At 46.8% G+C, this 11,527-nt stretch carries 8 protein-coding genes, 1 tRNA gene and 2 rRNA genes; 1 reads left to right on the forward strand and 10 read right to left on the reverse strand.

All coding sequences use genetic code 11. The features are described 5' to 3' along the window. Window positions 1-3: 3 nt before the first annotated feature. From lepA to rpoE, 5 genes are all read right to left on the reverse strand, one after another. Entirely contained in the window at window positions 4-1,803 is a 1,800-nt protein-coding gene (lepA, locus tag A3773_RS02515) for a translation elongation factor 4 (RefSeq protein WP_067982616.1), read from the reverse strand. A gap of 169 nt (window positions 1,804-1,972) precedes the next feature. Then, a complete protein-coding gene (locus A3773_RS02520; RefSeq protein WP_067982618.1) occupies window positions 1,973-3,376 on the reverse strand; it encodes a DegQ family serine endoprotease in 1,404 nt (467 codons plus the stop codon). Window positions 3,377-3,407: 31 nt separating this feature from the next. Further along, entirely contained in the window at window positions 3,408-3,842 is a 435-nt protein-coding gene (locus A3773_RS02525; protein ID WP_067982621.1) for a SoxR reducing system RseC family protein, read from the reverse strand. Further along, window positions 3,839-4,669: a MucB/RseB C-terminal domain-containing protein gene (locus A3773_RS02530; RefSeq protein WP_067982624.1), complete on the reverse strand. Its 831-nt coding sequence runs from the start codon at window positions 4,667-4,669 to the stop codon at window positions 3,839-3,841. Before A3773_RS02530 ends, A3773_RS02525 begins: the two co-directional genes overlap by 4 nt. A gap of 33 nt (window positions 4,670-4,702) precedes the next feature. Next, window positions 4,703-5,284 carry an RNA polymerase sigma factor RpoE gene (gene rpoE / locus A3773_RS02535; RefSeq protein WP_067982626.1) on the reverse strand — a complete coding sequence of 194 codons (582 nt, stop codon included), beginning with the start codon at window positions 5,282-5,284 and terminating at the stop codon, window positions 4,703-4,705. A 280-nt stretch (window positions 5,285-5,564) separates the two neighbouring features. Between rpoE and nadB the strand changes: the two genes are divergently transcribed. After that, a complete protein-coding gene (gene nadB / locus A3773_RS02540) occupies window positions 5,565-7,160 on the forward strand; it encodes an L-aspartate oxidase (RefSeq protein WP_067982629.1) in 1,596 nt (531 codons plus the stop codon). A gap of 7 nt (window positions 7,161-7,167) precedes the next feature. Here the strand turns inward: nadB and A3773_RS02545 are convergent, their stop codons facing one another. From A3773_RS02545 to A3773_RS02565, 5 genes are all read right to left on the reverse strand, one after another. After that, window positions 7,168-7,614 carry a protein YgfX gene (locus A3773_RS02545; RefSeq protein ID WP_067982633.1) on the reverse strand — a complete coding sequence of 149 codons (447 nt, stop codon included), beginning with the start codon at window positions 7,612-7,614 and terminating at the stop codon, window positions 7,168-7,170. After that, the gene (locus A3773_RS02550; protein ID WP_067982636.1) at window positions 7,598-7,852 is read right to left on the reverse strand and encodes an FAD assembly factor SdhE; all 255 of its coding nucleotides are present in this window, start codon (window positions 7,850-7,852) and stop codon (window positions 7,598-7,600) included. The genes A3773_RS02545 and A3773_RS02550 overlap by 17 nt, the downstream gene beginning before the upstream one ends. 204 nt (window positions 7,853-8,056) lie before the next feature. Further along, window positions 8,057-8,172: ribosomal RNA gene (rrf, locus tag A3773_RS02555) — 5S ribosomal RNA — on the reverse strand. A 160-nt stretch (window positions 8,173-8,332) separates the two neighbouring features. Beyond that, window positions 8,333-11,220: ribosomal RNA gene (locus tag A3773_RS02560) — 23S ribosomal RNA — on the reverse strand. A 229-nt stretch (window positions 11,221-11,449) separates the two neighbouring features. Next, window positions 11,450-11,525: transfer RNA gene (locus A3773_RS02565), tRNA-Ala, on the reverse strand. Between the last annotated feature and the right edge of the window lie 2 nt (window positions 11,526-11,527).

Here is an 11,527-nt window from a genome sequence, read left to right on the forward strand (position 1 = left end):
AAATTAACTATCTACTTTTAGTACGGCTAAGAAAGCGTCTTGAGGGATTTCAACATTACCCACCTGCTTCATACGCTTCTTGCCGGCTTTCTGTTTAGCCAACAGTTTTTTCTTACGGCTCACATCACCACCGTAACATTTAGCTAACACGTTTTTACGTAATGCTTTTACCGTTGTTCGCGCGATAACTTTACCGCCCAATGCCGCCTGAATAGCAACATCAAACATTTGACGCGGAATCACTTCCTTCATCTTTTCACAAAGCTGACGCCCTTTATACTGAGCATTATCGCGATGCAAAATAATGGCTAACGCATCAACTTTGTCACCGTTAATCAAAATATCCATACGGACAAGTTGAGCAGGCTCAAAACGCACAAAGTTATATTCTAGTGACGCATAACCACGGCTCACCGATTTCAAGCGATCAAAAAAGTCTAAAACCACTTCAGCCATCGGCAGTTCATAGGATATTTGAACCTGATTACCTACATAGTTCATCTCTTTTTGAACGCCCCGCTTTTCAACACAAAGGCCTATCACTTGCCCTAAGTAATCTTGCGGAACAAGGATATTCGCTTCAACGATAGGCTCGCGCATCTCATTGATAGAGCCGGGATCAGGAAGCTTAGATGGGCTGTCTATCTTAACAACCTCACCATTATTCATTTCAAGCTCATAGATTACCGTAGGCGCAGTGGTAATCAGGTCGAGGTTATACTCTCGCTCCAAACGCTCTTGTACGATCTCCATATGGAGCATACCAAGAAAGCCGCAACGGAAACCAAACCCAAGGGCATCGGATGTTTCAGGCTCAAAGAACAAAGAGGCATCATTCAACGTCAGCTTATCTAGCGCTTCACGGAAATCCTGATAGTCATCTGAACTGGTTGGAAATAAGCCCGAATAAACCTGAGGCTGCACCTTTTGAAAGCCTGGTAACATATCAACTTCAGGTGTTTTCTGATGCGTTAATGTGTCACCGACAGGCGCGCCGTGAATATCTTTAACACCGGCAACCACAAAGCCCACCTCACCGGCTCTAAGGACACCCGTTTCTTTACGTTTTGGCGTAAAGATACCAACGGACTCAGCCTGATAGCTCTGCCCCGTTGATTTAACTAAAATCTTGTCTTTCTTGCTTAATGTTCCCTGCTTAACACGCACTAAGGAAACAACACCCAAATAGTTATCGAACCAAGAGTCAATAATCAGGGCCTGCAGCGGTGCATCCACATCACCTTGCGGATGAGGAACATCACGGACAAGGTGTTCAAGGACATCGATCACCCCTAATCCACTTTTAGCGGAACAGGTCACCGCTTCTGTCGCATCAATACCGATCACTTCTTCGATCTCCATGCGAACCCGTTCAGGCTCAGCTTGCGGTAGATCGATTTTATTTAAGACAGGAACAACTTCTAACCCCTGCTCAATCGCTGTATAGCAGTTGGCAACCGACTGGGCTTCAACACCTTGCGCCGCATCGACAACTAATAACGCACCTTCACACGCAGCAAGCGAACGCGATACCTCATAAGAGAAATCAACATGCCCTGGGGTATCGATGAAGTTAAGCTGATAGGTTTTTCCATCCTTAGCCGTGTAATCCAAAGTAACACTCTGGGCTTTAATCGTGATCCCACGTTCACGCTCGATATCCATGGAATCAAGTACCTGGGCCTCCATCTCACGTTCACTGAGACCCCCGCACATTTGGATGAAACGGTCAGCCAAGGTCGACTTACCATGATCTATATGGGCAATAATGGAAAAATTTCGGATATGTTCTAGGCTGCTCACTGGATGGCTACCATTACTCTTAACTCGCTGGAAAGGCGCAAGTTTACAGTATTTGCTCTATATGAGCCATGAAAAATAGAGGCCATCTTAGGGGATATTTACTGTGTATATTGAGGGCCTAAAAAAAATAAAAAAAGGGGCGTAAACACCCCTTCTTTCACTTTATTAACTACGGTTCTATACGCAAAGGAATAAACATAGGGCTACCTCTACGCACAATCCGCATCGGCAAGGATCGCGCGGTCGGTAGCGATTTTGCAATGCGATTAAAGTCAGCAACAGACCCAACCTGCTCACCATTCAACATCGTGATCACATCACCCACCATTAAACCTGAGCTCGCCCCTGCGCCTGGCATAACACGACGCACAACAACACCTGCATTGACCTGCCACTTATCTCGTCGCTGCTCATCTAGCTCAACCACATCAATATTAAGTCGATTACCTGTCGCTAAATCAGGTTTACTCTGCCCTGCATTGGCGAGTTGATTTTGATTAGGTAATACACCCACTTTCACACGTACAGTTTTCTTTCTACCGTCACGCATCACCACTACATCAGCTTTTACACCCGGCTTCACTCGTCCGACATAATGGGGCAGGTCTGATGACAGTGTCACCTCTTCTCCCTCAAAACGTAGAATGACGTCACCTGCTTGTAAGCCCGCATCCTCTGCTGGACTACCCGGCAAAACTTTCGCCACAAGCGCGCCCGCCGGCTTATCTAAACCAAACGACTCCGCTAAATCTCTGTTTACCTCTTGAATAATGACACCCAGCCAACCCCGTGTAACATAACCATCAGCTTTCAACTGATCCGCCACATTCATGGCCACATCAATAGGAATCGCGAACGACAACCCCATAAAACCGCCAGAACGGGTATATATCTGGGAGTTGATACCCACAACTTCACCGTCCAAATTAAATAGCGGCCCACCGGAGTTACCTGGATTAATCGCCACATCCGTCTGGATAAAAGGAACATACGTCTCATTAGCTAATGCACGCTCCTTAGCGCTCACAATACCCGCGGTTACACTGTGATCAAAACCAAAAGGAGAGCCAATTGCCAACACCCATTCACCGACTTCAAGATCCTTCGACTTTCCTAATTCAACCGTAGGAAGGTTAGTCGCCTCGATTTTGAGTAACGCAACGTCAGATCGCTTATCAGAACCGATTACTTTCGCCTCTAACTCACGACGATCTGTCAGCCTGACAATCACCTTATCCGCATCTTCAATAACATGGTGATTGGTCAGCAAGTAGCCATCTTCAGAAATAATGAAACCAGAGCCTAAAGACTGAGGAGCCCTATGTTTGGGGCGTTCCCCTTGTTCAAACTCAGGCATGCGAAAGAAGTGTCTAAAAATATCGGGAATCTCTTCGCCGTTCGGCCCAAACAAAATGGGACCGTCAGGACTTTCGACTTTCTGGATCGTACTAATATTAACAACCGCCGGCGACGCTTCTTTCACTAGTGACTTAAAATCAGGAAGACTTGCAGCAGATACCGTATGTACGGATAAGACAAAAACAGCAAAAATGAGTTTAGATAGATATCTCATATCACAATCACCTATGACTATCGGGGGAAAATTAAATAACTTTCATTAACGTAGGCTGGTATTTACAAGAGCGAAATAAAGAGTAACTGCCAAAACGGACAAACAAGAATCCGACTACGAGCGAGGCAAAAGACCATAAAATCATGACGCCTTCAGAAGCCCCGAGCATGTCAGCGACAACCGCTCCCATAAAGAGTGCAAACAACGGCGTTAAATACATAAACAGGGTCGCTTTTAAAAACGAACCCTCTTCAATACCGATCAGTACTTCATCATCAGCAAGCACCGATAAATTATCAGGGTTATTAACCTTAAAAACAAAACGTTTACCCTGACCAACAGATGCGAGCAGCTTCTGTCCGCAGCCATTTCTTGCTGCACAGCTACCGCATGCACTCTGTTTCACCGTTTCAACCCACACGCCTTGCGAGTCCACGTCTACAACTTTACCGTTTTCTTTAATCATCGTTTTACTACTGAAGATGCAATTCTCTCAGCGATCATCAACGGTACATCACCGACAACCGTAACAAACTGATCACCCAATCTTTTTCCTACCGCAACCATGTTACCTGATTGGGCAACCCCTTCAGCTACAGCTTGATCGCCATATTTTTCAACACAAACACTGAACGTGTTACGGCCATTACTAAAAATCTGTACTTCCGCATAGGGCATCACATCACGACGCAATCCACTAAAGCCTTCAGGCAACCATGACGCCTGCCAGTTAGCTTTCTGTTTTTTCAACATATGCTCATGCTGTTCGATGTAACGGTCAATCCCCTGCGGCAAACGAATGATTTCAGGTTGCTGACTATTAGCCGAAAGAGTTGAACGACTACCAAATTGAGCACGAACGATATCATTGGAGACCGTGCCTGCGGGCAGAGTATAACTCGGACGATTATCCGCTATTGTTTGTTCTTCAGGCTGCGTCATATTCTGCGCCCCTAAAATAACCATCGCCGTGACGGATGCCGCTGCAGCCATACTGGCCATCGGTTTCCAAAAGACATAGGTCTTTTTCTCGGAGGTTTCTGGCGCAACAGGTGATGCTTCCATGTGCAATTCAGGTTCAGATGCCAGCGCAGACATAACGTTAGCACTAATATCTACCTCAACACCTGCAGCATCCTCATTGCGAATAACAGACCGGATTATATGATAACGCTGCCATGCTTCTGCAAGCTCAGGTTCGTTTTCAATCCGCTCTAATGTACGACGGAGTTCAAAATCCGTTACTTCACCATCCATAAGTGCAGAAACAGACTCAATAGATCGATCAGTCATAATTGTGTACCTCAAATTTCATCATTTCTGCAATCAACTTGCCATTAAAGGCATTATTTCTTTATCTAACGTTTCTCGTGCTCTAAAGATTCGAGACCTCACCGTCCCTACCGGACAGTCCATAACACGGGCAATTTCATCATAACTCATACCCTCAAACTCCCTTAGTGTCAGTGCCATTCTCAAATCTTCAGGCAATTTATTCAGTGTGCGTTTAATCACCAGATCTAACTCATCTTTGTAGAGTTCATTTTCAGGTGTGGCTATATCTTTCAACTGGTGATCACCCTCAAAAAACTGTGCATCATCAACATCAACATCGACAGGCTTTCGACCACGGGAAACCAGATGGTTTTTAGCCGTATTAATAGCGATACGGTATAACCAGGTATAAAAAGCACTGTCCCCACGAAACTTAGGCAACGCTCGGTACGCTTTAATAAACGTTTCCTGAGCAACATCTTGAGCTTCATGGAAGTCATAAACATAACGACCTATTAACGCGATAATCTTATGTTGATACTTTCTTACTAAAAGATCGAAAGCAGTTTTATCACCCGCCTGAACGCGCTCAACAAGTTTTTTATCAACTACGGTTTGGCTCTCATTTGACACTCGATATTCCTTACATTCATTCCATGAGACTCATAACAATAAGCATAGAGGCTAAAGCCGCCAAAGTATCTCTTTTGCTTGTACTACCTTTCAACTCTCATTAAGCGTGTCGGGACACCTAGTATGAGCAGCAAAACAGGATGAAGTTCCCCCAACTAACAAAAAAATGCTAAATTGCACATTAAAAGTGCTAAGAATAACCACAAAACACTCCCTCTAGCGAATTTCTGTCAGTAAAATACCTGAACAGTAACTTCAATTTGCATATAAGAGCAATCAAATGACACAACACCACCATTATGACGCTTTAATTATCGGTAGCGGAGCGGCTGGCCTGAGCATGGCATTACACCTTGCCGAAAACGCGCGTGTGGCGGTGCTTAGTAAGCGTGAGCTTAAAAGCGGGTCAACATGGCTTGCTCAAGGCGGAATTGCTGCAGTATTAGATACCACCGACAGCACCCAAGCCCATATAGCAGACACAATGACTGCCGGTGGTAACTTAAGTCGGCCTGAAGCTGTCGAATTTACGGTATCCCATGGCAAGGAAAGCATTGATTGGTTAATTCAGCAAGGGGTGACATTTACTCAAGAGAGCAACGACTACCACCTTACCAAAGAGGGTGGGCACTCTCATCGCCGAATCATCCACTCCGCGGACGCAACAGGTAAAGCACTGCAAAGTACTCTAATAGACCAAGCCAAAGCCTCACCCAATATTGACCTCTTTGAAGACCATATTGCAGTTGACCTCATCACCCGCCGAAAATTAGGCTTAGCACATAACCGCTGCGTAGGCGCATATATACTCAATGGCACCACAGGCCATGTAGAAGTTTTTCAGGCCCCCCATGTTGTTTTAGCAACCGGAGGTGCCTCTAAAGCCTACCTATATACCAGCAACTCAGATGGCGCAACCGGTGATGGCATTGCGATGGCTTGGCGTGCTGGCTGTCGCGTAGGTAATATGGAGTTCAACCAATTCCATCCCACCTGCCTTTATCACCCTCAAGCAAAGTCATTTTTAATCACCGAAGCCGTTCGAGGCGAAGGGGGGCGACTGCTCCTGCCTGATGGCGAGCCTTTCATGCACAAGTTTGATGAACGCGGTGAATTAGCACCCCGTGATATTGTCGCCCGCGCAATTGACCATGAGATGAAACGTTTAGGTTGTGACTGTTTATTCTTAGATATATCTCACAAGCCAGAAGAGTTTATCCGCAGCCACTTCCCCACTATCTACAAACGCTGCCTCAAACTGGGCATAGATATCACGAAAGAACCTATCCCTGTAGTCCCTGCAGCCCATTACACCTGCGGAGGCGTTGTCACCGATGAGAAAGGACGCACAGATATTCCCGGCCTTTATGCCATAGGTGAAACATCATTTACTGGATTACATGGTGCAAATAGACTCGCAAGTAACTCGCTTCTCGAATGCTTAGTTTATGCCAAGTCAGCATCAGAAGAGGTCTGCAAATCACTTTCGCAGCCACTAGACAGATCCTTAATTCCAGCGTGGGATGAAAGTCAGGTAACCGATTCTGATGAGGACGTTATTATCTCCCATAACTGGGATGAGATAAGACGCTTCATGTGGGATTATGTCGGGATCGTTCGCACCACGAAGCGCCTCCAAAGAGCGAAGCATCGTATCGATCTATTGCACCATGAAATCAGCGAATACTACAGCAACTACAAAATCAGCAACGACCTACTTGAGCTACGTAATCTCGCCGTCGTGGCAGACCTAATTATACGTTCCGCTATGCTTCGGCATGAAAGTCGTGGTTTGCACTATACCCTTGATTATCCAGAACTAGGCCCTGAGCCTATAGATACCATTCTGACCCCGATCAACTTCTCTTGGAATTAAGAAAACACTACGAGTCATCTGCATCCAATGCCCCATGCAAAGCCAACACCCTCAAGCGACGAAAATCTTGAGGGGGGCACGCATCTCGAAAGATCACAACAGCAATGGGAAAGAAGCGCTCTTCCACCTCGCACAATAAACACACCATAAAAGGCATAACCGCCCGCCGCTTCACACGACAAACCTCCAGCTTAACACCGCCTTTTTGCCGTAGCTGTAAACGTCCTTGATCAGCATCCCAACTCACTGCTTCAATAGACCCACAGCCGCCCAGATCAGCCCGGTTACAGAACATATAAAGCAAACTAATCAGTAAAAAGGCATACGAGAGGTATTGATGAAAGGCAGGAAGAGAGGCCAGGTAAATAGAATACAAGGCCAATAAATGCACCCCGCCATATATATACAGCAGAGTGCGAGATTGACCGATAGGGAGGTTACTTAGGCTGAACACGCTCCAATATAATCCTTACAATCCTTTGTAAATCTTCATCCTCAGGAACCTCTCGTTCCATGAGCCACACAAACAGGTCCTGGTCCTCACAAGCAAGCAGCTTTACAAACCGATCCTGATCATCCTGATCTAAATCAGCAAATGCTTCCTCGACAAACGGAACAAACAATACATCTAGTTCCAGCATGCCTCTACGACTCTGCCACCTTAAACGACGAATATCTTCTTCTGTATACATGAACACCAACTATGGCTGACAAAAATTTAGACGTACAACGCCGACTCTTCTCAAACCCAATTATGAAGGTAAGTGTAAAAAAATAGAAGTCGAACAGGAAAAACATTCACACTATCTTACCTGTGCCCACTTAGTTTTTTAAAACCTAAACCCCAGACGCAAAAAACCCCGGCTACGTAGTAACCGGGGTTTCTCTAAATAAATGCTTGGCGATGACCTACTCTCACATGGGGAAACCCCACACTACCATCGGCGATATTGCGTTTCACGTCTGAGTTCGGGATGGATTCAGGTGGTTCCACAACTCTATGGTCGCCAAGCAAAACTGTCCAATTAAGATTCAAATTCATTTTGATTTAGAAGGGAGTCTGCACTTAAGTCAGTCTCAACCTTGTATCGTCTTACTCACGCTAATTCGTTACTCTCTATCGTGTTTATTCTATATCTAATCAATCACTTGCCAAACGCCTTGGGCGTTATATGGTCAAGCCTCACGGGCAATTAGTATTGGTTAGCTCAACGCCTCACAGCGCTTCCACACCCAACCTATCAACGTCGTAGTCTTCAACGGCCCTTTAGGGGAATCAAGTTCCCAGTGAGATCTCATCTTGAAGGAGGCTTCCCGCTTAGATGCTTTCAGCGGTTATCCCGTCCGAACGTAGCTACCCGGCAATGCAATTGGCATCACAACCGGTACACCAGAGGTTCGTTCACTCCGGTCCTCTCGTACTAGGAGCAACTCTTCTCAAATCTCAAACGCCCACGGCAGATAGGGACCGAACTGTCTCACGACGTTCTAAACCCAGCTCGCGTACCACTTTAAATGGCGAACAGCCATACCCTTGGGACCGGCTTCAGCCCCAGGATGTGATGAGCCGACATCGAGGTGCCAAACACCGCCGTCGATGTGAACTCTTGGGCGGTATCAGCCTGTTATCCCCGGAGTACCTTTTATCCGTTGAGCGATGGCCCTTCCATACAGAACCACCGGATCACTAGAACCTACTTTCGTACCTGCTCGATGTGTCTATCTCGCAGTCAAGCACCCTTCTACTCTTGCGCTCATTGCATGATTTCCGACCATGCTGAGGGTACCTTCGTGCTCCTCCGTTACTCTTTGGGAGGAGACCGCCCCAGTCAAACTACCCACCACACAATGTCCCTGATCCCGCTTAGGGACCTAGGTTAGAACCTCAATATTACCAGGCTGGTATTTCAAGATTGGCTCCACTCTATCTAGCGACAAAGTTTCAAAGCCTCCCAGCTATCCTACACAAGTAATATCAAAGTCCACTGTGAAGCTGTAGTAAAGGTTCACGGGGTCTTTCCGTCTAGCCGCGGGTAAACGGCATCTTAACCGCTAATTCAATTTCACTGAGTCTCGGGTGGAGACAGTGTGGCCATCGTTACGCCATTCGTGCAGGTCGGAACTTACCCGACAAGGAATTTCGCTACCTTAGGACCGTTATAGTTACGGCCGCCGTTTACCGGGGCTTCGATCAAGAGCTTCGCGCAAGCGCTAACCCCATCAATTAACCTTCCGGCACCGGGCAGGCGTCACACCCTATACGTCCTCTTTCGAGTTTGCAGAGTGCTATGTTTTTAATAAACAGTCGCAGCCACCTGGTATCTTCGACCGGCCTCAGCTTAGGGAGCAAGTCCCATCACCAAAACCGGCGCACCTTCTCCCGAAGTTACGGTGCCATTTTGCCTAGTTCCTTCACCCGAGTTTTCTCATACGCCTTAGTATTCTCTACCTGACCACCTGTGTCGGTTTGGGGTACGGTTAGTCATAACCTGAAGCTTAGAGGTTTTTCCTGGAAGCATGGCATCAACTACTTCATTCCATATAGGAACTCGTCATCGGTTCTCAGCCTAACAAGGACCCGGATTTACCTAAGTCCTTAGCCTACTACCTTAAACGCGGACAACCAACGCCGCGCTAGCCTAGCCTTCTCCGTCACCCCATCGCAGTTATGAGCAGTACTGGAATATTAACCAGTTTCCCATCGGATACGCTCTTCAGCCTCTCCTTAGGGGCCGACTCACCCTGCCTCGAATAGCGTTGGACAGGAACCCTTGGTCTTCCGGCGGGGAGGGTTTTCACCTCCCTTATCGTTACTCATGTCAGCATTCGCACTTCTGATATGTCCACGATGCCTTACGGCTTTCGCTTCAACCACTTACAGAACGCTCCTCTACCATGCACAAAGTGCATCCGTAGCTTCGGTGTTATGCTTAGCCCCGTTATATCTTCCGCGCGGGCCGACTCGACTAGTGAGCTATTACGCTTTCTTTAAAGGGTGGCTGCTTCTAAGCCAACCTCCTAGCTGTCTGAGCCTTCCCACATCGTTTCCCACTTAGCATAAACTTTGGGACCTTAGCTGACGGTCTGGGTTGTTTCCCTTTCCACGACGGACGTTAGCACCCGCCGTGTGTCTCCCGTGATTGAACTCATGGGTATTCGGAGTTTGCATCGGGTTGGTAAGTCGGGATGACCCCCTAGCCGAAACAGTGCTCTACCCCCCATGGTTAGACACGAGGCACTACCTAAATAGTTTTCGAGGAGAACCAGCTATCTCCGAGTTTGATTAGCCTTTCACTCCTATCCACAAGTCATCCGCTGGCTTTTCAACGACAGTCGGTTCGGTCCTCCAATGCATGTTACTGCATCTTCAACCTGCCCATGGATAGATCACTCGGTTTCGGGTCTACTCCTAGCGACTGGACGCCCTATTAAGACTCGGTTTCCCTACGGCTCCGCAATTGCTTAACCTTGCCACTAAAAGTAAGTCGCTGACCCATTATACAAAAGGTACGCAGTCACCGTCCTAAAACGGCTCCCACTGCTTGTACGTACACGGTTTCAGGATCTATTTCACTCCCCTCACAGGGGTTCTTTTCGCCTTTCCCTCACGGTACTGGTTCACTATCGGTCAGTCAGGAGTATTTAGCCTTGGAGGATGGTCCCCCCATGTTCAGACAGGATATCACGTGTCCCGTCCTACTCGATTTCACAATAAATAAGTTTTTGAATACGGGGCTATCACCCACTATGGCGGCACTTTCCAGAGCCTTCTTCTAACTACATTATTGCTTAAGGGCTAATCCCCGTTCGCTCGCCGCTACTTAGGGAATCTCGGTTGATTTCTTTTCCTCCGGGTACTTAGATGTTTCAGTTCCCCGGGTTCGCCTCTAATGCGCTATGTATTCACGCAAAAGATACCTATAAATAGGTGGGTTTCCCCATTCGGAAATGTCCGGATCAAAGCTTGTTTACCAGCTCCCCGAACCTTATCGCAGGTTACAACGTCCTTCATCGCCTCTGACTGCCAAGGCATCCACCGTGCACGCTTAGTCACTTGACCATATAACCCGAAGGCGTCTGGAATCATAGTAACTGGTTAGTACAGTAACGATAGATTTCGCCGAATTGGCGCTTGTATGAAAATACAAGTCAATCTAAATCAATGAATCTAAATCCAAATTGTTAAAGAGCGTTTAAAGCAAAAAAGCTTTAAAAGATAAGTCATTTAGTAAATCATTTTCACTAATGAGCTATGTTTTAAAACTCTTCATCCTTAGACCGAAGAGTAATGGTGGAGCTATGCGGGATCGAACCGCAGACCTCCTGCGTGCAAAGCAGGCGCTCTCCCAGCTGAGCTATAGCCCCAT

The sequence above is a fragment of the Neptuniibacter pectenicola genome, from assembly GCF_001597735.1.
Lineage (GTDB): Bacteria > Pseudomonadota > Gammaproteobacteria > Pseudomonadales > Balneatricaceae > Neptuniibacter > Neptuniibacter pectenicola.

Excerpts from the sequence above, each read along its gene's own strand:
- A3773_RS02520 (WP_067982618.1), bottom strand. The coding sequence starts at position 3,376 with ATGAGATATCTATCTAAACTCATTTTTGCTGTTTTTGTCTTATCCGTA.
- A3773_RS02525 (WP_067982621.1), bottom strand. The coding sequence starts at position 3,842 with ATGATTAAAGAAAACGGTAAAGTTGTAGACGTGGACTCGCAAGGCGTG.
- A3773_RS02530 (WP_067982624.1), bottom strand. The coding sequence starts at position 4,669 with ATGACTGATCGATCTATTGAGTCTGTTTCTGCACTTATGGATGGTGAA.
- nadB (WP_067982629.1), top strand. The coding sequence starts at position 5,565 with ATGACACAACACCACCATTATGACGCTTTAATTATCGGTAGCGGAGCG.
- A3773_RS02550 (WP_067982636.1), bottom strand. The coding sequence starts at position 7,852 with ATGTATACAGAAGAAGATATTCGTCGTTTAAGGTGGCAGAGTCGTAGA.